Source organism: Nonomuraea sp. JJY05 (assembly GCF_043496855.1).
In the GTDB taxonomy this organism is placed as follows: Bacteria; Actinomycetota; Actinomycetes; order Streptosporangiales; family Streptosporangiaceae; genus Nonomuraea.
Genome location: NZ_JBIEIS010000005.1, coordinates 90,813 through 116,192, shown reverse-complemented (window position 1 = coordinate 116,192; position 25,380 = coordinate 90,813). Strand labels below are relative to the sequence as shown.

General features: G+C 71.0%; 24 protein-coding genes and 1 pseudogene. 12 read left to right on the top strand and 13 right to left on the bottom strand.

What is annotated here, in order from left to right; translation table 11 throughout:
- Positions 1–55: 55 nt before the first annotated feature.
- The 3 genes from ACFKCF_RS08390 to ACFKCF_RS08380 are packed head-to-tail and all read right to left on the bottom strand — an operon-like array spanning position 56 to position 3,509.
- Complete coding sequence (locus tag ACFKCF_RS08390) at positions 56–1,168, bottom strand: 5-methyltetrahydropteroyltriglutamate--homocysteine S-methyltransferase (RefSeq protein WP_394492363.1); 1,113 nt, start codon at positions 1,166–1,168, stop codon at positions 56–58.
- Positions 1,169–1,175: 7 nt separating this feature from the next.
- Positions 1,176–2,666, bottom strand: coding sequence for a long-chain fatty acid--CoA ligase (locus ACFKCF_RS08385; RefSeq protein ID WP_394492361.1), 1,491 nt, complete (start codon positions 2,664–2,666; stop codon positions 1,176–1,178).
- 51 nt (positions 2,667–2,717) lie between these two features.
- Positions 2,718–3,509, bottom strand: coding sequence for a PaaX family transcriptional regulator C-terminal domain-containing protein (locus ACFKCF_RS08380; RefSeq protein ID WP_394492359.1), 792 nt, complete (start codon positions 3,507–3,509; stop codon positions 2,718–2,720).
- A gap of 102 nt (positions 3,510–3,611) precedes the next feature.
- On the opposite strand from ACFKCF_RS08380, the gene ACFKCF_RS08375 reads away from it, so the two are divergent.
- From ACFKCF_RS08375 to ACFKCF_RS08335, 9 genes are all read left to right on the top strand, one after another.
- Entirely contained in the window at positions 3,612–4,793 is a 1,182-nt protein-coding gene (locus tag ACFKCF_RS08375) for an ABC transporter substrate-binding protein (RefSeq protein ID WP_394492357.1), read from the top strand.
- A gap of 3 nt (positions 4,794–4,796) precedes the next feature.
- Complete coding sequence (locus ACFKCF_RS08370) at positions 4,797–5,552, top strand: ABC transporter ATP-binding protein (protein WP_394492355.1); 756 nt, start codon at positions 4,797–4,799, stop codon at positions 5,550–5,552.
- On the top strand, positions 5,549–6,208 hold the full coding sequence (locus tag ACFKCF_RS08365; protein ID WP_394492353.1) for an ABC transporter ATP-binding protein: 660 nt from the start codon (positions 5,549–5,551) through the stop codon (positions 6,206–6,208). The genes ACFKCF_RS08370 and ACFKCF_RS08365 overlap by 4 nt, the downstream gene beginning before the upstream one ends.
- Positions 6,205–7,065, top strand: a complete 861-nt coding sequence (locus ACFKCF_RS08360; protein ID WP_394492351.1) for a branched-chain amino acid ABC transporter permease — start codon at positions 6,205–6,207, stop codon at positions 7,063–7,065. The genes ACFKCF_RS08365 and ACFKCF_RS08360 overlap by 4 nt, the downstream gene beginning before the upstream one ends.
- Positions 7,062–8,024 (top strand): branched-chain amino acid ABC transporter permease, encoded by a 963-nt coding sequence (locus ACFKCF_RS08355; RefSeq protein WP_394492349.1) that lies wholly within the window; start codon positions 7,062–7,064, stop codon positions 8,022–8,024. Before ACFKCF_RS08360 ends, ACFKCF_RS08355 begins: the two co-directional genes overlap by 4 nt.
- Positions 8,025–8,050: 26 nt before the next feature.
- Positions 8,051–8,947 carry an alpha/beta fold hydrolase gene (locus ACFKCF_RS08350; RefSeq protein WP_394492347.1) on the top strand — a complete coding sequence of 299 codons (897 nt, stop codon included), beginning with the start codon at positions 8,051–8,053 and terminating at the stop codon, positions 8,945–8,947.
- A gap of 192 nt (positions 8,948–9,139) precedes the next feature.
- Positions 9,140–9,889, top strand: a complete 750-nt coding sequence (locus tag ACFKCF_RS08345) for a sulfite exporter TauE/SafE family protein (RefSeq protein ID WP_394492346.1) — start codon at positions 9,140–9,142, stop codon at positions 9,887–9,889.
- A 97-nt stretch (positions 9,890–9,986) separates the two neighbouring features.
- Positions 9,987–10,838, top strand: a complete 852-nt coding sequence (locus ACFKCF_RS08340; RefSeq protein ID WP_394492344.1) for a hypothetical protein — start codon at positions 9,987–9,989, stop codon at positions 10,836–10,838.
- 41 nt (positions 10,839–10,879) lie between these two features.
- Positions 10,880–11,359, top strand: coding sequence for a S26 family signal peptidase (locus ACFKCF_RS08335; RefSeq protein WP_394492342.1), 480 nt, complete (start codon positions 10,880–10,882; stop codon positions 11,357–11,359).
- Here ACFKCF_RS08335 and ACFKCF_RS08330 read toward each other — a convergent pair.
- The 3 genes from ACFKCF_RS08330 to ACFKCF_RS08320 all read right to left on the bottom strand — a co-directional run bounded on the left by ACFKCF_RS08330 (position 11,284) and on the right by ACFKCF_RS08320 (position 13,970).
- A complete protein-coding gene (locus ACFKCF_RS08330) occupies positions 11,284–13,167 on the bottom strand; it encodes an ABC transporter ATP-binding protein (protein WP_394492340.1) in 1,884 nt (627 codons plus the stop codon). The two genes, ACFKCF_RS08335 and ACFKCF_RS08330, sit on opposite strands and share 76 nt — an antisense overlap.
- A complete protein-coding gene (locus tag ACFKCF_RS08325) occupies positions 13,164–13,691 on the bottom strand; it encodes a TlpA family protein disulfide reductase (protein WP_394492338.1) in 528 nt (175 codons plus the stop codon). Before ACFKCF_RS08325 ends, ACFKCF_RS08330 begins: the two co-directional genes overlap by 4 nt.
- Positions 13,692–13,796: 105 nt before the next feature.
- Positions 13,797–13,970 carry a hypothetical protein gene (locus ACFKCF_RS08320; RefSeq protein WP_394492336.1) on the bottom strand — a complete coding sequence of 58 codons (174 nt, stop codon included), beginning with the start codon at positions 13,968–13,970 and terminating at the stop codon, positions 13,797–13,799.
- Positions 13,971–14,285: 315 nt separating this feature from the next.
- Here ACFKCF_RS08320 and ACFKCF_RS08315 point away from each other — a divergent pair, with 315 nt between their 5' ends.
- Positions 14,286–14,753, top strand: coding sequence for a hypothetical protein (locus ACFKCF_RS08315; protein WP_394492335.1), 468 nt, complete (start codon positions 14,286–14,288; stop codon positions 14,751–14,753).
- Between the two features lie 107 nt (positions 14,754–14,860).
- Here the strand turns inward: ACFKCF_RS08315 and ACFKCF_RS08310 are convergent, their stop codons facing one another.
- Positions 14,861–15,403 carry a helix-turn-helix domain-containing protein gene (locus ACFKCF_RS08310; RefSeq protein WP_394492334.1) on the bottom strand — a complete coding sequence of 181 codons (543 nt, stop codon included), beginning with the start codon at positions 15,401–15,403 and terminating at the stop codon, positions 14,861–14,863.
- A 108-nt stretch (positions 15,404–15,511) separates the two neighbouring features.
- On the opposite strand from ACFKCF_RS08310, the gene ACFKCF_RS08305 reads away from it, so the two are divergent.
- Positions 15,512–16,750, top strand: coding sequence for a benzoate/H(+) symporter BenE family transporter (locus ACFKCF_RS08305; RefSeq protein ID WP_394492333.1), 1,239 nt, complete (start codon positions 15,512–15,514; stop codon positions 16,748–16,750).
- 287 nt (positions 16,751–17,037) lie between these two features.
- On the opposite strand, the gene ACFKCF_RS08300 is transcribed toward ACFKCF_RS08305, so the two are convergent.
- Entirely contained in the window at positions 17,038–17,295 is a 258-nt protein-coding gene (locus tag ACFKCF_RS08300; RefSeq protein WP_394492331.1) for a dihydrofolate reductase family protein, read from the bottom strand.
- 11 nt (positions 17,296–17,306) lie between these two features.
- Entirely contained in the window at positions 17,307–17,492 is a 186-nt protein-coding gene (locus ACFKCF_RS08295) for a hypothetical protein (RefSeq protein ID WP_394492329.1), read from the bottom strand.
- Between the two features lie 855 nt (positions 17,493–18,347).
- Here ACFKCF_RS08295 and ACFKCF_RS08290 point away from each other — a divergent pair.
- On the top strand, positions 18,348–19,094 hold the full coding sequence (locus ACFKCF_RS08290; RefSeq protein ID WP_394492327.1) for a DUF4328 domain-containing protein: 747 nt from the start codon (positions 18,348–18,350) through the stop codon (positions 19,092–19,094).
- Between the two features lie 383 nt (positions 19,095–19,477).
- Here ACFKCF_RS08290 and ACFKCF_RS08285 read toward each other — a convergent pair whose 3' ends face one another.
- The 4 genes and pseudogenes from ACFKCF_RS08285 to ACFKCF_RS08270 all read right to left on the bottom strand — a co-directional run bounded on the left by ACFKCF_RS08285 (position 19,478) and on the right by ACFKCF_RS08270 (position 25,333).
- The gene (locus ACFKCF_RS08285) at positions 19,478–19,972 is read right to left on the bottom strand and encodes a hypothetical protein (protein ID WP_394492325.1); all 495 of its coding nucleotides are present in this window, start codon (positions 19,970–19,972) and stop codon (positions 19,478–19,480) included.
- 68 nt (positions 19,973–20,040) lie between these two features.
- Positions 20,041–20,507, bottom strand: a pseudogene (locus ACFKCF_RS08280) (NUDIX hydrolase).
- Positions 20,508–20,843: 336 nt separating this feature from the next.
- Positions 20,844–21,983 (bottom strand): acyl-CoA dehydrogenase family protein, encoded by a 1,140-nt coding sequence (locus ACFKCF_RS08275; protein WP_394492323.1) that lies wholly within the window; start codon positions 21,981–21,983, stop codon positions 20,844–20,846.
- Complete coding sequence (locus tag ACFKCF_RS08270; RefSeq protein WP_394492321.1) at positions 21,980–25,333, bottom strand: indolepyruvate ferredoxin oxidoreductase family protein; 3,354 nt, start codon at positions 25,331–25,333, stop codon at positions 21,980–21,982. Before ACFKCF_RS08270 ends, ACFKCF_RS08275 begins: the two co-directional genes overlap by 4 nt.
- Between the last annotated feature and the right edge of the window lie 47 nt (positions 25,334–25,380).

Sequence of the window (25,380 nt, the reverse complement as noted above, 5' to 3'; positions counted from 1 at the left end):
GAGCCCGGGCAGGTGCCGGCCCGGGCTCTCGTCACGCGCGACGGCTGGATGGGGGCTAGCCCCAGACCTCCTGGGCCGTCTCGACGATCAGGCGCAGCTTGGCGAACTGCTCGTCGGCCGTGAGCTGGTTGCCCTCGACCGTCGATGAGAACCCGCACTGCGGCGACAGGCAGATCTGGTCGAGGTCGACGAACTTGGCGGCCTCGTCGATCCGCCGCTTGAGCGTGTCCTTCGACTCCAGCTCGCCCCGCTTGGTCGTGACCAGCCCCAGCACCACCATCTTCCCCGGCGGCACGAAACGCAGCGGCTCGAAGCCGCCGGACCGCTCGTCGTCGAACTCCAGGAAGAACCCGTCCACCTTCAGCTCGCCGAACAGCGCCTCCGCCACGAAGTCGTACCCGCCGGAGGCGGCCCAGGAGGAGCGGAAGTTCCCCCGGCACATGTGGGTGGTGATCGTCATCCCGGCGGGCTTGGCGGCCAGGGCGGCGTTGATCTGCTTGATGTAGCGCAGATGCATGTGCTCGGCGTCGTCCCCGCGCGAGCTCAGCTCCGCCCGCTGGGCCGGGTCGTTCAGGTAGGCCAGGCTCGTGTCGTCGAACTGCAGGTACGTGCACCCCAGCGCGCCGATCCTGCGCACCTGCTCGGCGTAGGCCGCGCTCAGGTCCCGCCAGAACTCCTCCACGTCCGGGTAGACCGCGGGGTCGATGGCCGCCGGCCCGCCCCGGTAGTGGACCATGCTCGGCGAGGGGATGGTCAGCTTCGGCACGACCCCGCTGTTACGCCTGGTGACGGTGTCGCGCAGGAACGTGAAGTCGTCGGCGAAGATCGGCTCGTTCAGCCGGATCCGCTCGTGCACGCGCAGCGCCGCCGGGGTGAACTCGATGTCCCCCTGCTCGTTGTGGAAGCGCACCGTGATGTGCTCGTCGGTGGCCTGGCCGATGCCGCCGAGCCGGTAGATGAAGTCCATGTGCCACGAGGCCCGCCGGAACTCGCCGTCGGTGGCGCTCTGCAGCCCGACCTCCTCCTGGCGGCGTACCACCTCTCTGACGGCCTCGTCCTCGGCCTCCCGCAGCGCGTCGCCCGTGAGGGTCTCGCGGGCGCGGAGCAGCGCGGGCGGGCGGAGCAGGCTGCCGACGTGGTCCGCGCGGAACGGCGGCGAGGTGCGCATTCGCAGATCATCTCCTCTGGTCGTCAAGGTTGTGCCCGTAGAGCTGTCTAAGGTGGGCTTTGAGCAGCTTGCCCGCCGCGTTCTTCGGCAATTCGGGGACGAATTCCAGATATTTCGGGATTTTGAAGCGGGCCAGGCGGCCGTCCAGGTACGCCAGCAGCTCGTCGGGCTCGATCGCGGCGTCCGGGGCCGGAACGACCAGCGCCTTGCCCACCTCGCCCCACTTCTCGTCCGGCACGCCGATCACCGCGCACTCGGCGACCGCGTCGTGCCCGAACAGGACGCTCTCCACCTCGGCGGGATAGACGTTCTCGCCACCGGAGATGATCACGTCCTTGAGGCGGTCGGAGATGCGCACGTAGCCGTCCTCGTCGGCGACGCCGACGTCGCCCGAGCGGAACCAGCCGTCCGCCGACAGCACCTTCGCGGTCTCCTCCGGCCGCCGCCAGTAGCCGGCCATGACGTTGGGCCCCTGTACGTAGACCTCACCCGGCTCGCCGGGACCCGCTGGAGAGCCGTCGGGCGCGACCAGCCGTACGTCGGAGAAGAAGCACGGCACCCCGGCCGAGCCCGCCTTGGCGATCGAGTGCTCGGGCCCGAGGAAGAGGGCGCCGGGCGCCGTCTCGGTCATGCCGTACCCCTGCAGGAACGTCAGCCCCCGATCCTGATAGATCCGGATCAGCGGCTCGGGCACCGGCGCGCCCCCGCACAGCAGGTGCCGCAGGCTCGACAGGTCGGCCCCCGCCCAGCGCGGCGACCGCGTGAGAAAGCCGAACATCGACGGCACCCCGAACATCACCGTCACCCGCTCCGCCTCGATCAGGTCGAACGTCCGGTCCACGTCGAAGGAGGGCTCCAGGATGACCCGGCCGCCCTTGAGCACGGTCGGCAGCAGCGTCTGGGCCAGCGCCGCGATGTGGAACAGCGGCGCGCCGACCAGCGTGACCTCGTCGTGCGCGAGCGGCACGTCGACCAGCAGGTTGAAGGTGTTCCAGGTCAGGTTGGCGTGGGTGAGCATGGCCCCCTTGGGGCGTCCCGTCGTCCCGGACGTGTACATGATCAGGCACACGTCGTCCTGGCGCACCGGCTCGTCGATCGGCTCGGGCGAGCCGGAGGCGATCAGCGCCTCATAGTCGGCGGCCCCGATGTGCCGCCCCGGCAGCCCCGCGCCGTCCTGCTCCTCGCCCAGCACGAGGACCGACGCCTGCGCGTCCTCCAGGATGAACCGCAGCTCCGGCCGGGCCAGCCGGGCGTTGAGCGGCACGAACACGGCCCCCACCAGCCCCGCCGCGAAGAACGTCTCCACCGCCGCGGGCTGGTTGACCCCGAGGAAGGCGACCCGCTCCCCGCGCCCCACGCCGAGCGCCGAGGCCAGCCGGTACGTCCGCTCGCTCAGCTCACGGTACGTGCGGTCCTGTCCCCGGTACGTCACCGCCACCCGTTCGGGCGTCATGCGGGCCCGGCGTGCGGGCCACGAGCCAATCCCCTGATTCCGCATCGGCGCTCCTCGACGCTCAAGCCCTCAAGTTAGGCCACTAGGCGATGGCTGTCACCGTTCTGCCCAAGTTTCGTCCGGCACAACGTCGAGGAGCCGCTCCACGATCCGCTCCGCCTCCGGCCTGAACCGCTCGTGCAGCGTGTGGCAGACCCGCTGGGCCTTCTCCGCCGGCCAGTCGTGCGGCAGGTGGCGCAGCGGCAGCCGCGGATCGGCCCTGATGATCTCCAGCCAGCCGGTCAGCAGCGTCAGCGAGCGAGCCAGGTCGTCGGGCGCGTCCGGCGCCGGGTCGGCCCGGTCCCAGCGGCGCAGGAACTCCCGATAGCGCTCGCCCAGGCCCGACAGGTCATAGGCGTCCCCGACCAGCGCCTGCATGTCGGTGGGACGGCGGGGCTCGGCGGAGAAGACCTTCACGTTCGCGCCGAGGTCCTCGATCACGTGCGCGGCGTCCACGTCGCCCGGGGCGATCCACAGGCCGTTCTGCAGCGGCCCGAACCCCGCCCAGACCAGCCGCGAGCGCAGCTCGTGCCGCTCCCGCTGCCAGGATTCGGGCAGGGAGAAGCCGATCAGCGTCCAGCGGTCCTCGTCCGCGTCGTTGACGACGCCGCTGTGCCAGATGCGCCGCTCGCCGTCCTTGAGCACCTCGGCGCTGGTCGGGGTGAGGCCGAAGTACATGCGGCGGCCCGAGCGCTGGCGGCGCAGCAGGCCGCGGCGGACCATCCGGGTCAGCGTCGAACGCGTCGCCTCCTCCGAGATCCCGACCTTGGCGAACGCCTCGATGAAGCTGCCCGAGGACACGCAGATCGCGCGGCCGTACACGTGATCACCGAGGAACGTCAGAATCACCGACTGAGGCCGCATCTAAGCCCTTCCTGGGGAGATTGGGCAATCTATTGACAGCCGTAATATATCTGCCTACATTCAGGGCCACATCCCAGGAGGTCCTGAATGCGCAGGCTTCTTCCTTCTCTGGTTTGTCTCGCGTTAGCCACAGCCGCCTGCGGCGGTGACGCCGGCGGCGGTGCTCAAGACCCGATCAAGGTCGGCCTCATCGTCTCCCTGACCGGCAACTACACGCCGCTGGGCAGCGAGGACAAGAAGGCCGTCGAGCTGGCCGTCGAGCAGGTCAACGCCCAGGGCGGGCTGCTCGGCCGCAAGGTGGAGCTGGTCACGCGCGACGACAAAACCGCCCCCGACCAGGGCATCGTTGCCTACAACCAGATCAAGGCCGACATCGACGTGCTGATCGGCCCGGTGTTCTCCAACTCGGCGCTGGCGGTCGAGCCGCTCGCGCAGCGCGACAAGATGCCGTACCTGTCGCTCGCCCCCGCCCAGGAGCAGGTCGAGCCGATCAAGTCGTACATCTTCGTCACCCCCGCCCTGTCCAGCATGTACGCCGAGCGCTACCTGCAGTACATCCAGGCCAAGGGCATCAAGACGATCGCCGTGGCCTGGGACTCCAAGAGCGCCTATTCGGTCTCCGGCCACAAGTCGATGATCGCGCTCGCGTCCAAGTACGGCGTGAAGGTCGCCGTGGACGAGCCGTACGAGACGACCACCTCCGACTTCAGCCCGCTCTTCACCCACGTGCGCGACTCCGCCGCCGAAGCGCTGGTGTTCTGGGGCTCGGGCGCGCCCGGCGTGACGGCGGCCAAGCAGTACGTGGCCTCGGGGCTGAAGACGCCGCTGTTCCTGACCGCGTCGCAGGCCAGCAAGCTGTGGCTGGAGCCGATGGGCGGCGCTGCCGAGGGCATGACGGTGCAGAGCGCCATCGGCGTGGTCGGCGAGTATCTGCCCGACGGCAAGCAGAAGCAGGTCATCGAGCAGATGGCCAAGCCGTACCAGCAGAAACACGGCTATCCGCCACCGCAGTTCGCGCAGGACGGCTACAGCGCGAGCCTGCTGCTCTTTGAGGCGATCAGGAAGGCGAACAGCACCGACAAGCCCAAGGTGCAGCAGGCCCTGGAGACCATGGACCTGGTCACGCCCAACGGCCGCTTCCGCTACTCCCCCACCGACCACTCCGGGCTCTCCCCCGAGTTCATCTCGGTCAACACGGTGCAGAACGGGAAGTTCGTTCCCACCGACTGGGCCAAGGAGCAGCTCACCAAGACCGTCGGCGCGGGGTAGCGGGTGCTGACGATCACAGGGCTCTCCCGCTCCTTCGGGGGCGTCTACGCCGTCCGCGACGTGTCCCTGGCCGTCGCGGACGGCGAAGTCTGCGGCGTCATCGGGCCGAACGGGGCGGGCAAGTCCACGCTCTTCAACCTCATCACCGGGCATCTGACGGCCGACCACGGCCAGATCTCCTTCCGCGGGCACCGGGTGGACCGGCTCGCGCCGCACCGGCGGGCCCAGCTCGGCATGTCGATCGTGTTCCAGGCGGCCCGGGTGTTCCGCGGCATGACGGTCAGGGAGAACGTCATGGTCGGGATGCACGGCCGTACACGTGCGGGGTTCGTGTCGGCGGCGCTGCGGCTGCCGCGGCACCGGCGCGACGAGCGCGAGATCACCGCCGAGGCGGACGCCGTGCTGAGCCGCGTGGGGCTGGCCGAGTGGGCGGACCGGCCCGCCGAGCTGCTGCCCATCGGGCAGCAGCGGGCGCTCCAGCTCGCCCGCGCCCTGTGCGCCCGGCCCCGGCTGCTGCTGCTCGACGAGCCCGCCTCGGGGCTGCGCGGCCAGGAGCGCGAGCGGCTCGCGACGCTCGTGGAGGAGCTGCGCGCGGACGGGCTGACGATCCTGCTCGTGGAGCACGACGTCGCGTTCGTGACCCGGCTGGCCGACCGCGTGGTGGTGCTCGACCTGGGCCGGGTCATCGCCGACGGCTCGCCCGCCGAGGTGCGGGCCGATCCGCTGGTGCTCGCCGCCTACCTCGGGCAGAGCGCATGATCGACGTCAAGGACCTGGTCGTCTCGTACGGCACCGCGACCGCGCTCGACCACGTCACGCTCACGGTGGGGCGGGGCGAGATGGTCGCCCTGCTCGGCCCGAACGGCGCGGGCAAGTCCACGCTGGCCAACACCCTCGCCGGGCTGCTGCGGCCCGCCTCGGGCACGGTGGGGATCGGGGGCAGGCTGGCGCTCATCCCTGAGGGCCGCCAGCTCTTCCCGGACCTGTCGGTGGCCGACAACCTGGCCCTGGGCGGGTGGAGGTCGGGCCTGCGGGATCCCTCGTCCGTGTACGACCTGCTGCCCCGGCTGGCGGAGCTGGCCGGGCGGCGGGCCGGGGTGCTGTCGGGGGGCGAGCAGCAGATGGTGGCGTTCGGACGGGCCCTGATGTCGCGGCCCGAGGCGCTCGTGGTGGACGAGCTCTCCCTGGGCCTGGCCCCGAGCGTGACCGCCGACCTGGCCGCCCACCTCGCCGACCTGAACCGGGAGCAGGGGCTGACCGTGCTGCTCATCGAACAGAACGCGCGGCTGGCGTTCGACCTGTGCCGGCGGGCGTACGTGCTGGAGTCCGGGCGGGTGGTGACCGAGGGCGAGTGCGCGGAGCTGGCCGACGATCCCCGGGTGGCCAGCGCGTACCTGGGCGGGGCGATCACATGAGCGCCTTCCTCACCTACCTGCTGAACGGGCTCGCGGTCGGGTGCGCCATCGCGCTCATCGCCAGCGGTCTGGTCGTGATCCACCGGGTCACGGGCGTGGTGAACTTCGCGCAGGGCACGTTCGCGGTCGTGGCCGGGCTGTGCACGTCGTCGCTGCTCGGGCTGGGGTTCCCGCACGGGCTGAGCGAGCTGGCCGCCGTCCTGGTCGCGGCGCTCGCGGGGCTGCTGACCGGCCTGGCCGCCATCGGCCGGTGGGGCACCACGCCGCTGTCGTCCCTGATCGTGACGCTCGGCGTGGGCGTGCTCGCGTACGCCGTCGAGATCGTCCTGTGGGGCGACCAGCCGCGCTCGGCGCCCGGCCTGGCGGGCTCGGTGACGCTCGCGGGAGCGCGCGTCCAGACGCAGCACCTGCTGGTCATCGGCGTGACGGCGGCCGCGTTCGCCCTGCTGGCGCTCTTCTTCGGGCGCACCTACCTGGGCAAGGCGCTGACGGCGTGCGCCTCCAACCCGTACGCCGCCCGCGTGGTCGGGATCGACACGCGGCTGATGGGGCTGCTGGCGTTCGCGCTGGGCGGGCTGCTCGGCGGGATCGCCGGGGTGCTGGTGACGCCGCTGCGGCCGATCTCGTTCGACACCGACGTCACGCTCATCGTGAACGCCTTCGCCGCGGCCGTCTTCGGCGCGCTCACCCGGCCCATGATCACGCTGGCCGGAGCGCTGCTGCTGGGCGTGGCCGAGACCATGGCCGCCGGGTACGGCTACGGATCGCACCAGCTGGAGGTGGCGCTCGGTCTCATGATCGTCGTCATGATCGTACAGGCGAGCCGGCGCTCGGTCATCTCACAGGAGCCGACATGATCCGCCTGGTGGCCGGGCTGCTGGTCGCGGCCGTGACGCTGGCGCTGCCCGCGGTGCTCGACGACAGCGCGCTGGCGGTGTACATCCTGCTCGGCCTGGCCGCGATGGTCACCGTCGGGGTGTCGCTGCTGATGGGCTATGCCGGGCAGGTGTCACTGGGCCAGGGCGCCTTCTACGCCGTCGGCGCCTACACCGCGGCGCTGCTGGCCCTGCACGGCGTGCCGCCGCTGGCCGGGCTGGTCGCCGCGCCCGTGGTGGCGGCCGCGTCGGCGCTGGTGATCGGCGTGCCGCTGCTGCGGCTGCGCGGGCACCATCTGGCGTTCGCGACGCTGGCCATGCAGCTCATCCTGCTCTCGCTGGCCGGGCAGCTGGAGGTCACCGGCGGCGACATCGGGCTGCAGGCCATCCCGCAGTTCTCGGTCGGGTCGTTCGAGGCTGGCGGCGCGTCCGCGTACGCGTACATGACCTGGATCGGGCTGGCGCTGGTGATGCTGGTGACCCGGAACGTGATCGCCTCGCGGCCGGGGCGCGCCCTGCGCGCGCTGGCCACCAGCGAGACCGCCGCCGCGTCCTCGGGGATCGCGGTCGGGCGGTACAAGCTGGTGGTGTTCGCGCTGTCGGCGGCGTTCGCGGGGCTCGCGGGCGGGATCTACTGCTTCTACACCGGGTACGTGGCGCCGGGCTCGTTCCCCGTGCTCATCTCGATCCAGTACATCGTGATGGCCGTGGTCGGGGGGCTGGGCACGATCTGGGGCGCCGTGGTCGGCGCGACCGCGATCACGCTGCTCGTCCAGGGGCTGAACAGCCTGGCCGCGCTGCCGGGGATGCCGTCGTACGCGCCCGGCGTGCTGTCGTACGCCGTGTACGCGCTCGTCCTCATCCTGGTCGTGCTCTTCCTGCCCCGCGGCCTGCTCCCCGCCGTCTCGGGCCGCCTCACCCGGGACCGCCCGCCCCGCTGACGGCATCTCCGGGGGATGATGCGTCGGTGACCGTCGAAAAGGCACTGAACATCGGCCCGTCGGGCATCGAGGTCGCCTACGAGCGCCTCGGCGATCCCCAGGCGCCGCCCGTGCTGCTGGTGATGGGCCTCGCCGGGCAGCTGATCAACTGGCCGGACGGCTTCTGCGCGGAGCTCGTCGACCGCGGCCTGCACGTCATCCGGTTCGACAACCGCGACTCCGGCCTGTCCACGCACCTGCACGACGCGCCGCAGCCCGACCTGGCGGCGGCGCTCGCGGGCGACGCCTCCTCGGCCTCCTACACGCTCTCCGACATGGCGGCCGACGCCGCCGGGCTGCTCGACGTGCTCGGCCTGGACAGCGCCCACGTCGTCGGCGCCTCGATGGGCGGGATGATCGCCCAGACTCTCGCGATCGAGCACCCCGGCCGGGTCCGGTCGCTGACCTCGATGATGTCCACCACGGGCGACCCGTCCGTGGGCCAGGCCCGGCCCGAGACGATGGCCGCGTTCGCGGGGCCGCCGCCGGCGACCCGAGAGGAGGCGATCGAGCGGTCGGTCCTGATCTTCCGCCTGGCCGGGTCGCCCGGTTTCGACTTCGACGAGGCCGCGCTGCGCGAACGCGCCGGCCTCTCGTACGACCGCGACCATGACCGGATCGCCGTCGCCCGCCAGGCCGTCGCGGTCATCGCCTCGGACGACCGCACGGCCCGCCTCCGCTCCGTCGACGTCCCCACGCTGGTGATCCACGGCGCGGAGGACGCCATGTGCGACCCGAGCGGCGGCCGCGCGACCGCCGCCGCCATCCCGGGCGCCGAGCTGGTGGTGATCGACGGCATGGGCCACGACCTGCCCAGGCCGCTCTGGCCCGACCTCGCCTCCCACATCGCCACCCTCGCCCACCGCACCGAAGCCACCCGATAACCGCCCACCAGCCGCAACCCGGCGGCGCGCCGCCACCCACAGCCCCGTCGGGCCGCCCGCCACCCGCAGCCCCGGCGGCGCGTGGGCGGCGACACTTCGCCGGGCACCGAAGCTTTTCCCGTCTAACGTCGGCCGCATGACGACGACCCCGCCGGCCATGCGCAGCGCCTCCCCCCACCCGGCGGGAACGTCGTGACCCCCTGGGAGATGCTCGCCGTCTTCGCGACGAGCATCGGCGCCGGCGCCCTCAACACCGTCGTCGGCTCCGGAACCCTCATCACCTTCCCCGTACTGCTCGCCATCGGCCTGCCACCCGTCACCGCCACGGTCACCAACGCGCTCGGCCTGATCCCCGGCTCCATCGGCGGAGCCATCGGGTATCGCCGAGAGCTCCAGGGCCAGTCCCGGCGCCTCCTGAAACTGAGCGTCGCCGCCCTGCTCGGCGGCCTCTGCGGCGCCGTGCTCCTGCTGACCCTGCCGGCCACGGCGTTCGAGCGGATCGTCCCCGTCCTGGTGGCCCTGGCCCTCGTCCTGGTCATCCTGCAGCCCCGCATCAGCAGGCTCCTGCGCCACCGCCGCCACCGCGAGACACCCGGCCGCGGGCTCTTCGCCGGGCTGCTGCTCGCCGGCGTCTACGGCGGCTACTTCGCCGCCGCCCAGGGGATCATCTACATGTCCCTCATGGGCATGCTCCTCGACGAGACACCCCAGCGGCTCAACGCCGCCAAGAACGTCCTGGTCGCCGTGGTCAACGCCGCCGCCGCACTCCTCTTCCTGTTCGTCGCGGACTACGACTGGACGGCCGTCGCGCTCATCGCGACCGGCTCCGCCCTCGGCGGCCGCCTCGGCGCCGAGGTGGGCCGCCGCTTCAGCCCCGCGACGCTACGCTTCCTGATCGTGGCCGTAGGCGGGGTCGCCCTCGTCCACCTGCTCGTCCGCTGAGGCACACCGGCTTGACATGATCGCGTCGCGAGCGATAAACGCGTCGCTGGTGCCGTCCAAAATTTCCGAGCCTGCCTTATGCACTGCGGCGATCCTGATGCCGCTGCTTCCCGCCCTCATCGCGCCCAAGGCCGCCAACGTCGTCACCGGCGCGGCCGTCGCCGCGCTCCTGATCGTGCCCGTCGTGGTGCTGCGCCGCCGGCGCTGGGCGCCACGGCTCGGCGCCGCGCTGCTGGCCCTGCTCGCCGTGGCCGCCGCCGCGACGCCGATCACCGGGCTCGGCGAGCCGAGCGAGGAGGAGTTCCGGCGTTATGTCGCGCTCCAGAGCGCCATCGGCGGACCGATCGACACCGAGGAGCTGCGGGTCCTGCCCTGGGACTCCGGCGACCTGCTGCTGCTCGCCCTCGCCTTCCTCGCCGCGGCGGCGCTGCTGCCGGCGCTCGGCCGGGCCGTCCAGGGGAGGCGGGAGCCGCTTCCGCTGTGCCGGCGGTGGCCGCTGATCATGTGGGGCGTCGCCCTGGTGCTGGTGAGCATCCCCCAGGCGATGTACCTGGCGGACCTGGCCGGCGGGACGACCGAGCACTCGATCATGGTCTTTGACGTCCACTGCTTCGTCGGTTTGGAGGAGATCACGTACGCGGCGGCCGTCCTGATCCTGATCCCGCAGCCGATCGTGGTCGCGGTGGGCTTCGGGCTGTGGGCGCTGCTGGCCCGCACCGGCCACCGGCCGCTGGGCCGGGTGACCGGCTGGCTGACGGTGGTTCCTCTGGTGCTCGAGGACGTGATGGTGAGCTGGATGCCCGTGCTCGGGTGCGCGCAGTCCTCGGAGGAGACGGCCAATCCGGTCACTCTCTCGTGGGCGCTGTACACGCTCCTCCCCGTCGTCCTGATCCTCCTGGCGGTACGGGTGCGCCGAGTCCCCGTCCCGCAGGAGAGGATCGGGCATTAGTGTCGGCAGTCCACTCATGATGATCGACTTTGGAGGGCGACATGCGGCGCGTCATGATCCTGCTGGCCCCGATCGCGGCCCTGGCCGCCGCTCTGATCGTCGCCCGGCGGCGGTTCGTCGTCGTCCGGATCAGCGGGGCGAGCATGCTGCCGACCTACCGCACGGGCGACCGGGTGCTCGTCCGCAGGACCACGGGGGCGGGCGTCAGGCGCGGCCAGGTCGTGGTGCTGCAGACCGCGCTGCCCGGGGGAAGATGGCGTACGGGGCCGCTGCCTCAGCCGGGGGCGGCCATGTGGTTCATCAAGCGTGCGGTGGCCGTGCCGGACGACCAGGTGCCCGCCCAGGTCATGGCTCGGGTGGAGGCGGCGCCGGGCGACACGGTCCCGGCGGGCCGGCTGGTCGTCCTCGGTGACGGGCCGGTCAGCGAGGACTCGCGGGCGTGGGGCTACGTGCCCTTCGACCGCGTGCTCGGCGTAGTCGTCCGCAGGCTCGCCCCCTCCTCCGGATCCGTCGGCTCGTAGCCCTGGGCCTGCAGGGTGAACAGCCCCGCGTACTCCCCTCCCAGCGCCATCAGCTCCGCGTGCGAGCCGCGCTCGGCGATCCGCCCCTCGGCGAGCACGACGATCACGTCCGCCTCCCGCACCGCGCCGAGCCGGTGCGAGATCAGCAGGCTGGTCCGCCCCGCGCGGTGGCGGCGCAGGCTCTGGTGGATGGCGTGCTCGGCCTGCGCGTCCAGGCCGGAGCTCGGCTCGTCGAGCACGAGCAGGTCCCGCCCCTCCCGCATCAGGGCGCGGGCCAGCGCGAGGCGCTGCCACTGCCCGCCGGACAGCACCACTCCCGCCTGGGGGTCGTCCCTGTCGCCGAAGAAGATCCGGCTCAGCAGCGTGTCGTAGCCGCGCGGCAGCCCGGTGACCGTCTCGTGGACACCGGCCAGCCTGGCGGCGGCCTCGACCCGGTCGCGGTCGCCGAGCGCCGCGACGTCGCCGAGCCCGATGTTCTCGGCCGCGGTCAGGTCGTACGACATGTAGTCCTGGAACACCGCGCCGATGCGGCCGCGCAGCTCGGCGGGGTCCATCTCCCGCAGGTCGACGCCGTCCCAGTGGATGGACCCGCGTACCGGGTCGTACAGCCGGCAGATCAGCTTGACCAGGGTGCTCTTGCCCGCGCCGTTCAGCCCGACCAGGGCGAGGGAGCCGCCGCGCGGGATGAAGAGGTCGACCCCGCGCAGCACCCACGGATGCGCGTCGTCGTACCGGAACCAGACGCCGCGCACCTCGATGCCCTCGCGCAGCGCGGGGACGGGCCGCGGCTGCCGTGGGACGGGCAGGTCCGGCGCGTCGGCCACGACGTCGAGGTAGTGCCCGAACATCAGCAGCGCGTTGTGCGCGTCGGCCGACTGGCCGACGATCGACGCGAGCGCGGACTGCACCCCGGCGACGGCCGCGACGAACACGGCGACGTCGCCGACGCTCAGCGTGCCGGACGCGGCGCCGCTGATCGCCCAGAGCAGGCCGAGCGCGGCGACGGCCGCCCCCAGCAGCGACAGCGACCCCTGGGTACGCAGCGTCCTGCGGGCGAGCCCCTGCTCGGCGGCGTTGACCGCGCGCAGCTCGCCCAGCATCCTGGCGCGCAGGAAGTCGCCGAGGCCGAACAGCCGGATCTCCTTGGCCGCGTCGGGGCTGGTGAGCAGGCCGGCGAAGAAGATCTGCCGCCGGCTCCTCGAGCTGACGCCCCACATCATCCCGGCGCGGCGCCGGGACAGGTCGAGCTGGGCGCGGACCGAGGGGATCGCGGAGAGCGCCACGACGAGGATCATCCCCGGCGCCAGCACGGCCAGCGCCGCGATGAATCCGGCGAGGGTGACGGCTCCCTGGGCGATCCCCAGGCTGGAGCGGACGATCCGCTGCGGGGCGTTCTGGCCGGCATCCTGCGCCAGCCGTACCCGGTCGTGGAAGGCCGGGTTCTCGAATCGGCTCAGGCCCGGATGGGCGTTGACGGCCTGGAACAGCCGGTCCTGGATCAGCACCTGGAGCGCGCGGCGCAGCTGCTCCTGGGCGTACTCCGCGACCGAGGGCAGGGCCGCGCCCGCCAGGCCGGTCACGCCGAGAGCCACCCCGTACGGGAGCAGCTCGGCAAGGCCTGCCCCGGCCGCCAGCCCGTCGAGAACGAGCTTGGTCAGCCACGCGGTGACCACCGGGACCAGGCCCATGAGCAGCACCGTGAACCCGGAGGCCAGCACGGCGGCCGGATGCGCCCGCCAGGCCGACGCCGCGGCCGCGCGAAAGCGCCGTCGCGGCGTGCCGCCGCCGTACCCGGCGGGAGAGGTCATCGGCGCGTGGCCGCCGGCAGCCTGCCCGGGGCGGTGTCCGCCGCGACGACCACCGCGTCACCGTCGACCAGGTAGAAGCTGGGGAACCGGGAGACCTGCAACGCCCTGCTCACCGGGCCGCCCATCGGCTCGACCACGACGGTGGCCGAGGTCAGCTCGCCGGTGAACAGCCGGGCCCCGTCGGGATCGCCCGCGACCACGGCCAGCACGCGTTCTGGACGGGTGTCGGCCAGGTAGGACGCGAACTCCGGCAGCCGCTCGTGGCAGGACGCGCATTCGGTGGAGAACACCGCCACCACGGAGGGCCCCGAGAAGAAGGCGCGCGACACGGTCTCGCCGCTGAGGGCGGTCGCGCTGAAATCGCCGAGCGTCGTTCCCGGCTGCACCATCGGGGCGCCCGTGGGCGTCAGCTCGGCCAACCGCAGTGTGTGCACGCGCAGGCGGCGGATCACCGCCAGGGTCAGCACCAGATCCACCAGGCACAGCAATCCGACGACGACTACGGCGGCGACGAGATACGGCATGCGAGCTCCTCAGGGGTGGGCGGCGAAGCACGGAAAACCCACCAGGACGGTGCCGGCCGGCACCAAACCAGCCGGCACTGTCCTGGGGGCTGTCGGTAGGGCGTGTCAGCAGTAGTCGAAGCTGCCGCAGCTGGTCGTGTTGCTGGCGTCGTGGTAGCAGCAGGTCCGGCAGAACTTGCCCTGGCAGCACCAGTCGGTCCAGCACGCGGCCGAGGCGTTCGCCGACGGCAGGAACTTGTCGAGGAGGCGGTCTCCCAGCTTGTTGAGTGCGCGGATCATTGCGACCTCCTTGCATGGGGATCTTTACGCGCCCACCGTCACCCAGCTAGAGCACCTTGTTAATAGAGAGATTGGCCGACACTGCGGAACGTCGTTCGGCGCTTCAAGATCTTGACAGCGGTCACTTCGCAGGGTGACGGCTGATTGACCAGGCGCTGGATCTGGTCGGCGCCCCCGAAGATCCGCATGTTCGCCGACGCCCGATCCGGTCACCGGCGAAAACGATTCGATCACTCGGTGAGCAGCGGTTACGCTTGCGGGCGTCTCGCTGGTTCCGATGCTCCCACGGAACACGAGCAGAGCTTGGAGGCGGCTGTGGCGATACCGAAGAAGGGCTCGCGGCTCATCACCGTCGACGGCACCGTCTTCCGCTGGCGCGTCCGCCACAAGCCGACCTACGACGAGGGCATGGCCTGGTCGCCGCTCAGCTTCGCCGTCGAGCGAGCCGAGAAGCCGGGACGCGTTCTCGTGGTGTCACTCCCCTGCGCCCGGCCGGACAACTGGCTGGCGGAGCGAACGATCGCCGTCCGTCCCGTCCTGGTCGCCGGATGCATCCGTCGAGCCGTCGACCAGGGATGGGACGCGGGACAACCGGGCCCAGTTTTCATCCTCACCGTCACCGACGATGAACTGGCCGCGCTCCTGGGCGAGCCGCCTCAGTACCTGGTCCCCTTCCTCTGGGGCGTGATCCCGGAAGGCGGCGGCATCAAAGACCTCCCCCGATGCACTCAGCTCTGGAGTCGAGACACGCCGGCCACCAACCGGGCGCCTTCTGATCCGTAAAAGGATCGGCCCCGCAGCACGCTCGGCTCGCGAGCAGGCGTTGGCCGCTCGACAGGTGCTGTTGCCAGGCTTCGATCGTGATCGACCGGGAAGGATGATGCGGTGGCTCAGGCCTGCCGGGGGGAGCGGATCAGCAGGGTGGCCAGTGCTTCGTCCGGGCCGACGGTGCTGTAGATGTGTGGGACGTCGGCCTGCCAGGAGATGTGCTCGCCTGGCGCGGCCACCAGAGGGGCGTCGGCCGGGCCGGCGCGCAGCACGCCCGCGTAGACGGTGATGTGTTCGGTCACGCCGGGGGCGTGGGGTGGTGAGTGTTGCACGATGCCGGGGCGGACGCGCATGCGCAGCAACTCGAACGTCGCGGTCGGCTCCTCGAAGACCTCCAGCAGGGTGGCCGTTACGGCGGCGCCGGGCACGTGGACGGCCTCCGTGGGCGATGCGCCGGGCTCCAGAACCAGGGCCGTCAACGGTAGGCCCAAGGCTCCTGCCACCGCGTAGAGCGTCTCCAGCGTCGGGTTGCGGGTGCCCAGTTCCAGGCCGGACAGGGTGGCCTTGCCGATGCCGGCGCTGCGGGCCAGCGCCGACAGGGAGATGCCACGGGCCTCCCGCAATCGCCGCAACCGGCTCCCGATATCCGTCTCACGGCCGTCCACCCGGCAATCCTTGCATTCCGCCGCCGGGCTTGTCCCACGGTGGCCGCCTGGCTATGGTTCGTTCCGTAAACGGAACGATTGGGAATCTGGCGACACTAAGGGGTGGGCGTGCGGGTGCAGGCCGTCATGGCGGGGCTGGTCAGCGCGGTGGTCGGCTACGCCAGTTCGTTCACCGTCGTGCTCGCCGGGCTGCGTGCCGTCGGGGCGACGCCGGGGCAGGCCGCGTCCGGGCTGCTCGCCCTCTGCTGCGGCATCGGCGCGGCGGCGCTCTTCCTCGGGCTGCGATACCGCATGCCGATCAGCGTCGCCTGGTCCACGCCCGGCGCGGCGCTGCTGGTGGCGACCGGTCCCGTGCCCGGCGGTTTCCCGGCCGCGGTCGGCGCGTTCATCATCTGCGCCGGGCTCATCGTCCTGGCCGGCCTGTCGCCCTGGCCGGCCCGGGCGATCGCCGCCATCCCGCGTCCGATCGCCGGTGCCATGCTGGCGGGCGTCATCCTCAGCCTGTGCACCGCACCGGTCCGCGCCGTCGTCGACATCCCGCTGCTGGCCGTGCCCGTCGTCCTGACCTGGGCGGTCTTGCAGCGGTACCTGCGGCAGTGGGCCGTTCCGGGCGCGCTCGTCGTGGCGGTCATCGCCATCGCGGTGCACGGGCCCGGCAACGGCCTGTCCGGCGCGGCGCTGCGGCCTGCGGTCGAGCTGACCACCCCGACGCTGAACCCGTCCGTCGTGGTCAGCATCGCCATCCCGCTGTTTCTCGTCACCATGGCCGCGCAGAACGTCCCCGGTATGGCCGTCATGGCGACATACGGCTACATGCCGCCCCTGCGCCCGGTCCTCGTCGCGACCGGCCTGGCGAGCGCGGCGGCGGCGCCGTTCGGCGGTCACGCCGTCAACCTGGCCGCGATCACCGCGGCGCTGACCGCCGGCCCGGACACCCACCCTGACCCCGGCCGCCGGTGGATCGCGACGGTGGCCCTCGGCGCCGGACAGCTGGCGCTCGGCCTCGGCGCCGGCCTGGCCATGGCTCTGGTGCTGCTGTCCCCACCCGTGCTGGTCACCGCGGTGGCCGGCCTCGCGTTGCTGTCGGCGCTCGGCTCGTCGCTGGCCGGCGCGGTGACCGAGCCGGAGGGCCGGGAGGCCGCGGTGGTCACTTTCGTGGTCACCGCGTCGGGGATGACGATCCTGGGCATCGGCGCGGCGTTCTGGGGCCTGGTCGCGGGCGGCTTGACCGCCCTCCTGCTGCACAGGCGACCACCGTTGGAACGGCACTCGCCATCCACCGCGGAAGCCGGGGCGGAACGTCCCGAGGGCCGGGTGGCTGCTGTGTCGGCCGATCAGTCGTCATAGTGGAAATATCCCGCGAAATCCTTGCCGGCTGCCTTCCGGCCAGATCCAGCGGGCGGCCGTCCGAACGGACGCCAGGGTGCTCGTACGAGCGGACGCCAGGGGCTCGTCCGAGCGGACGCTAGGGTGCCGATTCAGACGAGGCCGGCCCGATCATCGACCCGCGCCGCCATCAACAACCCCTCCACGGAGAGCACCATGCCGCGTTTCGATGACGGAGGGCCCGACGTAAGGTCCTGCGGCTCCGCTGGCCCTGAGCCACGTCTCAGCTGTCGAGCGCGGCAAAGATGTCAGACATGCAGGGTGGGCCGGTAGACGAGCTCCTGGATGTGGCCGTCGAGCGTCCGGCTCTCGAACAGCTCGAGATCGAAGTCGCCCGCGCCAGCGAGGATCGGGCTGATCCCGGTCCGTCCGGAGATAACGGGAAAGATCGTCACTTGCAGGCGGTCGACAAGGCCGGCGGCCATCAGTGCCCGGTTCAACGACAGGCTGGCCTGCGAACGCAGCGGCACGTCCGACTCCTCCTTGAGCCGGGCGACGATGTCCACGGCGTCACCGCTCACGATGGTCGCGTCCGGCCGGCCGAGGGTGTCGCCATCCGCTGCTCGGTGGCGAACAGGGCGGCACGGTGCTTGAGCAACTCGGGACCCTGCTTGCTCCAATAGCCACCCCAGTCAGCGCCCTCGGCGTAGGAGCCGTAGCCGTCGAGGGTGGAGAAGACGTCCCAGGTGTAGGTAGCGGTCATGATGCTCTCCTCGAGTGCGGTTGATGGGTGTGTGCATTCAGCCTGCAAACCACGGCGAAACTCATCGCCGTCTGAACATGAGAGATCGGCATGACGGGTCAAGGCAGAGCGCCCGCAGGCCCGTCGGTCCACACGCGAATTGCTCTCGGCTGATGGGTCGCGAGCAAGGACGAAAAACGGCACCGATGTTGGCCTACGGAAAAGCGCCTCACCAGGTCAGCGATCGGACATTCTCCGGACTTTGGCGGCAATCAAGGCAGCGGCGATGCGGCGAGCCGGGGCGGACTCCTGGCGCCGTTCTCATCCAAAAAAAGACTGCCTCATCACAAGATGCCCGAGAAATCACTAAAACTAGCCGAAAGCTGACACAGAGAGCTGGGCAGGTAAGCCGCCTGCGGTACGCCAGGAGTACGAGCGAGCAACGGCCGTACCCCAGCGACCTGTCCGCGGCAGCCGATCGCTGCAGCCCTTTACGGGGAGCTCCGAAGTCGGCGATCGTCACGGCCTCCGCTGCGAACACTTCATTACGGGTGGAGAACACGATCGCCACGGACATCCACCCGGGTCCAGGACACCAGCTCTGGCGTCAGCAGGATTGGTGCTCAGCCCTCATGGTCCCAGTAGCGAGAGGACCCGTACCGCAGGACCGCCAAGCCCGAGGACCGGGAAGCCACGCGGCGGCATGACCGTCCGCTTCTCAGGCGGATCAATCACCCTGCTTTGTCAATCCAGAGCGTGACCAGGTGCGTGTGCGCGGTGGCGCGGATGTGTCGGTGTGGGGAAACCGCGGGTTGGTCACGAGAGGATCCCGGATGGGACAACCAATCCTCTTGCAGATCTTGGGGATTCATACTGGTGCACACCTCGTTCTCCCCTCCCGAAGGCCTCCAGGTGATGCATCTCTCTCATGCGCGATTGCGCCCGGTCGGCGGTGTCGCGGCCTTCGCCATCGCGGCCATGGTGGGCGATTCCCTCGTCGGGGTCGCCACAGCCGGGATCAACCTCTGGTACGCATCGCTCGTGGATCGCATGGTCAGTGATTTCGGCTCCGTTTCCGGGGCAGCGATGCGGACGGGGGAGCTGCTCGCCCTAGGGTCCAGGGTCTCGCGAATCTTCATCTTCTTCATGGCCGTGGCCGGGTTTCTGGCCTGGCTGTTCCGCGTCAGGACCAACGCCGTCAGTCTCTCGCTGACCGGTCACCGACACGGCAGATTCTGGCTGATCGCAGGATGGGTGATGCCGATCGGCTGGTTCTGGATTCCCAAGCAGATCGTGGACGACATCTGGCGCGCCTCCACGCCCCCCAACTCCGCCAAGGGCCTGATCAACGCATGGTGGGCGACCTGGCTGACCGCCTGGGTGACGGCGAAGGCGACCTGGGGCCTGCTCTATCTCTCCATCGACCTCGAGGGAATCGCCTTCGCCCTGCGCTTGGAGGTGGTCGGACTCGGGCTGATGCTCATCGCAGCTGTCCTGGCGATCGGCGTCATCCGCAAGATCACCTCCGCCCAGGAGACGCTCCGCTCAACACCTCCAGCCAACCCCACGGCAAGCGAGCCGCCCCCGGTGCCCGGCGCGCCCGAGCCGGCCGCGGCGCCATAGGCCTGCTCAGCAGCCCTTCCCCGCTCGATCGGCTTCCAGGTTCGTACACCAGCGTCCAGGCACGTTGTTAGCGAGAGCCCCGGGCCAGCGCCTCTTCAAGGCGACACGTCGGTCGGTGTTGACGCTCGAGACCAGCTGAAACGCTGGATCACGCGGCCAGCCATTGCAGGCCAGCAGCATGTGCAGGTAGCCATCGAGCACTCGACGGAAAGCGCGCCTCTGTAGTCCTCTCGCCAGTATCTGCACGGTTGGCGGAGATCCACTCTCGTTGTGGTCTTGATCATTTGGTGAGCCGGTCGATCACTGCGGCGACACCGTGCATCCTTGCGCCGGTGAAGAGCATCAATACGGCGTTGGAGCACAGCCGCGCCAGGAACGCGTGGTCATTGCGCTATCTGGGTGGAAGCAGATTCTGGCCGGTGGCGTCCTTGCATCAGCCAAGCGGCAAGGTGATCGGTAAGTGTATGCAGCGCTGCCATGGCAGCCGTCACTAGCTGCTCCTTGGGGGGATCATCCCCCTCTGCCAGCTCCAGGGCTCGCCTCAGATCGCCGATCTCTTGGGAGAACGCGTTCCCTGTTTCCCGGCTGATAGAGAACATGGCTATCTCGGTCTTCAGCGCGTTGAGCGTCCAGTCCTTGCTGTCTGTTATGTGTGGCAGTACGGTGCCGTGATCGAGGGCCCGAGTGAGCTGGATGTCTATGTCAGCCAAGAGGAGAAAGAAGTCGATCGCGTTTGCCCGGGCTTCGATTTCAAGGGCGGCTTGTCTCTCGTAGCGTCTCGTCGCCATGACCACGGCCCAAGCCGTTATCGCCGCCACGATGCCGCCGATGACGGCCGAAAGCGCGCCTTGTAACAGGTTCCCCCACCAGCCTTGCATACGACACTCTCCGCGGCATCTCGTGATGACAGGGCCTGATCGGGTCAACTATGGCGGCGCTTTGAAGATCAGCCAATATGCGGCAGATCGACGCCGGCTAGGTAGTGGTCGATCCTCATGCGCATCGACCGGTCCATCCGCAACGAAGTGACCTGGGCGCGGGGGACCCAGCGGACCTCGCGCTCGTCGTCGGGACCCCTGCGGCGGCTCGGGCGGTGAGGACGATTGAGAACTCTTGCCGTGCCTCCCCGTTCGAGGTGTAGAGGATCACGTGGCGGGGGTCGCTGTAGGTCCCGACGAGGCCGGTGATCTCGCAGGTGATGCCGGTCTCTTCGAGAGTCTCACGTACGGCGGCTGCCGGGATGGACTCGCCCAGGTCGACGGCGCCGCCGGGGACGGCCCAGTTGTCGTTGTCGCTGCGGCGGATCATCAAGACGTCCCCGGCCGCGTTGGTGACGATGACGTTGACCGACGGGACCAGGCTGTTCGGCTGGGGTGCGGTCGGGTCGTCGTAGAAGTCGATCCGCTTGCCCACGATCAGGACCATCATGATCGTTTATTTGAGCATGTCGCCGTAGCACTCACCGCAGCGGGTGAATGCTGGCCCGTCTGCTTCAAAGCCATGATGGGCCGGCGGCGTCTCGGTCAGGGGACTCGCCGAGTACCTCGGCCACGCCGACCCAGGCTTCACCCTCCACGTCTACGCCCACATGATGCCCGGCTCTCACGACCCGCGCCCGCAAGGCGATCGACGACCGGCTGTTCCGTCCGCGCGAGGTCTCTCATGGAACAGCGATTATCCGGGACCCGATCCCAAGACAAAGAACCCCGCCCCCCGGCACAGAGAAGCGGGGTTTTCGCACGTCAGCGACTACTTGGCCAGGTGTCGGCTGATGACCATCCGCTGGATCTGGTTGGTGCCCTCGAAGATCTGCATGATCTTGGCCTCGCGCATGTAGCGCTCGACCCGGAACTCGCGCGTGTACCCGTACCCGCCGAAGACCTGCACCGCGTCCGTCGTCACCTTCATCGCCGCGTCCGTGGCGACCAGCTTGGCGATGCTGGCCTGCTTGCTGTACGGCAGGCCAGCGTCGCGGCGCCGGGCCGCGTCGAGGTAGGTGGCGCGCGCGCTCTCCACCCCCGCCGCCATGTCGGCCAGCAGGAACCCGAGCCCCTGGTGGTCGATGATGCGCTTGCCGAACGTCTGGCGCTCCTTGGCGTAGGCCACGGCCTCGTCGAGCGCGGCCTGGGCGAGGCCGGTGGCGCAGGCGGCGATGCCGAGCCGTCCCGAGTCGAGCGCGCTGAAGGCGATCTGCAGGCCCTGGCCTTCCTCGCCGATCAGCCGGTCCTCCTCCAGGACCGCCCCGTCCCAGTGGGCGCTGGTGGTCGGCACGGCGTGCAGCCCCATCTTCTCCTCGGGCCGCCCGAACGTCAGCCCGTCGGCGGCCCCCGGCGCGAGGAAGCAGGAGATGCCCCGCGAGCCCTCCCCGGTCCGGACGAACAGCGCGTAGAAGTCGGCGAGGCCGCCGTGGGTGATCCACGCCTTGTTGCCGGTGATCCGGTAGCCGGTCTCCACCCGCTCCGCCTTGCAGGTCAGCGCCCCGGCGTCGGACCCGGCCTGCGGCTCCGACAGGCTGTAGCCGCCGATCAGGCGCCCGGCCAGCATGTCGGGCAGCCACCGCTCGCGCTGCGCGGGGGTGCCGTAGGCGGAGACGGGGAAGCAGGCGAGGGTGTGCACGCTGGTGGCGACCGCGACGGCCGCCCACCGCATCGCCAGCTCCTCGATCACCTGCAGGTAGACCTCGTACGGCTGCCCGCCGCCGCCGAGCTCCTCCGGGTACGGCAGCCCGAGCAGCCCCGCCGCGCCCAGCGTGGCGAACAGCCCCTCCGGGTAGGTCTCGGCGCGCTCGTGCTCGTCGACCCGGCGAGCGAGCTCCTTGTCGGCGATCTCGCGGGTCAGCTCGATGAGATCCCTGGCGTCCTGGTCGGGCAGCAGCCGGTCAACGGTCACGATCTCTCCTGGCTCATGGCGGGCTCGTCCAGCCGCGCGAGCGCGGCCTTGGCGCGGTCGCGGAACTCGGCGACCCGGGCGAGCTTGATGTCCTCGTACCCCCGGATCAGGTCGGGCAGGCCCGCGATCTCCGCGACCGCTTCGGCGCTGCCGGGGGTGAGCTTGTCCAGCGCGGTCCGCACCAGGTCGCGATATTCGACGACCAGCTCGCGCTCGACCCGCCGCACGTGGGCGTGGCCGAAGACGTCGAACGTCGTGCCGCGCAGCACCTTGGCGGCCCGCAGCCCGCGGAACAGGACCCCGGCGGAACGGCGTACCTTGATCTTACGCTTGAGCCCCATCGCGCGCAGCAGCGGCGGGTGCAGCAGCACCGACACGACCGCGTCCGGGCCGTACTCGCGCTCCCTGCGCTCCTTCTCCACGGGGTCGAGGTGCAGGCGGGCGACCTCGTACTCGTCCTTGTAGGCCATGAGCTTGTGCAGGGCGCGGGCGTACGCGAGCCCGATGCGGGCGCCCGCCTCCTCGCCCGCCCGCTTGACCGCCGTGGCCGCCACCTGCCGCACGTCCTCCTCGTACGAACGGGCGTAGGCGGCGTTCTGGTAGCCGGTCAGGTCGGCGACGCGGGTGGCCACCACCTCGTCCAGCCCCTCGGCGGCCGGCGGCGCAGTGGGCTCCGCCGGGGCGACCACGGTGGCCCGGCCCCAGCGGAAGGCGGCGAGGTTCTGCTCGACGGCGGCCCCGTTCAGCGTGATGGCCCGCTCGATGGCGGCGGCGGAGACCGGCAGGCAGCCGTGCTGGTAGGCGGCGCCGAGGAGGAGCAGGTTCACCGGCATGTGGTCGCCGAACAGGCGCTCCGACAGTCCCTGGGCGTCCAGGCACTCGACGCGCCTGGTGGCGGACTCGACGCGGGCGACCGCGTCCGCGTGTCCCGGCACGACCTCGCGCCCGGTGACCATGGCGGCGGTCGGGACGACGGAGGTGTTCAGGATGGCGACGGTGCGTTCGGGCGAGGCCGTGGCCAGGTTCGACTCGGCCGCGGCGCCCAGCAGATCGAACCCGATCAGCACGTCCACCTTCCCCGGCGTGGCCCGCACGGAGCCCTCAAGGGGCCGCGCCGAGATCCGCACGTCGCTGACCACGGGCCCGCCCTTCTGCGCGAGCCCGGTCTGTTCGAGCCCGGACGCGTGCAGGCCGTCGAGGTGGGCCGCCATCTGCAGGATCTGCGAGACGGTGACGACGCCGGTGCCGCCGATGCCGGGCATCCGGACCAGGGCCTCGCCGGGCCGGCTCGCGGGCTCCGGCACCTCGGCGGGCGGCGGCGGCGCCTGGCGACGGCGTACGGTGCCCGGCTCCACGAGCAGGAACGACGGGCAGTCGCCCTTGAGGCAGCTCAGGTCGGAGTTGCAGGAGGCCTGGTGGATGCGGGTCTTGCGGCCGTACTCGGTCTCGACCGGCTGCACGGACAGGCACGTTGAGGCCTCGCCGCAGTCGCCGCAGCCCTCGCAGACCCGCTCGTTGATCACGACCTTCTCCGTGGGCGTGGGCAGCTTGCCGCGCTTGCGCAGCCGCCGCTCCTCGGCCGCGCACCGGTCGTCGTGGATCAGCACGGTCACGCCGTCGAGGGCGGCCAGCTCCTTCTCCACCTCGGGCAGGTCGTCGCGGTGCCGCACCGAGGCGATCCCCGCCAGCCGCACCCCCCGGTACGTCTCCGGCTCCGGCGAGGTGACCACGATCCGGCGCACGCCCTCGATGGCCAGCTCCTGCGTCAGCGCCGGCACGTCCAGCCGGCCCTCGGCGCGCTGGCCGCCGGTCATGGCCACGGCGTCGTTGTAGAGCAGTTTGTACGTCATCGTCACCCCGGCGGCGACGGCGGCCCTGATCGCCAGGGAGCCGGAGTGGTGGAAGGTGCCGTCGCCGAGGTTCTGCACGAAGTGCCGGTCCTCGGTGAACGGCGCCAGCCCGAACCACTGCGCGCCCTCGCCGCCCATCTGCGTGAGGCCCACCTGGGTGCCGCGGCCGTGGCCGTCCAGCGCGATCATGGCGTGGCAGCCGATGCCGACGCCGACCAGCGTGCCGTCGGAGGTGCGGGTGGAGGTGTTGTGGGGGCAGCCGGAGCAGAAGTACGGGGTGCGCGCGGCCACCAGGGGCAGCATGCGCCTCGGCCGGACCTTCGCGCGCGGGGCCAGGTCGATGCCCAGGCAGGTGGCGACGGCCTTGGCCACGTCCTCGGCGCCCAGGGTGCCGCGGGCGGTCAGCAGGTCTCGGCCCACGACCGCCGGCACGCGCGCCCTCCCGTACAGGGCCTGCTTGAGCTGCCCCTCCAGGAACGGCACCTTGTCCTCGACCACCAGCACCTTGTCCAGGTCGGCGGTCATGGCGGCCAGGTCGTCGTAGGCGAGCGGGAACGGCATCCCGAGCCTGATCAGCCGGATCCCGCGCTCGTCCAGCGCCGCCTCGTCCAGGCCGAGGTCGGCCAGGGCGCGCAGGACCACCGCGTACGTGGTGCCGGAGGCCAGGATGCCCAGGGCGGTGTTGCCCGCTCCCGCCGTCACCCGGTTGAGGCCGTGCTCGCGGGCGTACTCGCGGGCCAGGTCGAGGCGGCGGGTGAGCATGTCGTGCTCGGCGTCCAGCGCGGCGGCGCCGAGCAGGAGGGGAGGCGCGCCGCGATCTCGCTTGTCGGGCACCGGGATGCCGGCGCGGAGCGGGCCGAGGTCCACCGTGGCGGACGCGTCGGCGATGTCCGCGACGATCTTCAGCCCGGCCCAGAGCCCGGTGGCGCGCGACAGCGCCACCGCGTGCAGCCCGAACTCGACGATCTCCGCGACCGAGCCGGGCGCGAGCAGCGGCATGGACAGGCTCTGGCACATGGGCTCGCACGTGCTGGGCAGCGTGGAGGACTTGCAGCCGGGGTCGTCGCCGATCCAGGCCACCGCGCCGCCCAGGGGCGCCGTGCCGGCCGTGTTGGCGTGCCGGATGGCGTCGGCGGCGCGGTCGAGGCCGGGGTTCTTGCCGTACCAGAAGCCGGTGACGCCGTCGTGGCGGCGGCCCGGCACCTGGTCGAGCAGCTGGGTGCCGGCCACCGCCGTGGCGGCCAGCTCCTCGTTCAGGCCGGCCTGGAAGACCACGCCGGCCGGCTCCAGGAACCGCGCCGCCCGCTTCATCTCCAGGTCCACGCCTCCCAGCGGCGAACCCTGGTAGCCGGTGACGAACACACGCGTGTCGAGCCCGTGTTCCTCGTCCAGCCGGCGCTGCTCCAGCGTCAGGCGCACCAGGGCCTGGATGCCGGAGATGAGCACCCGGCCGTCATGTGCCGTGTACTTGTCGTCGAGCGACACTGTTGGCTCGCTCACGCTCGAACCTCCTGGCCTCGTCCTTGTGTGCCAAGCACAGCAACGCG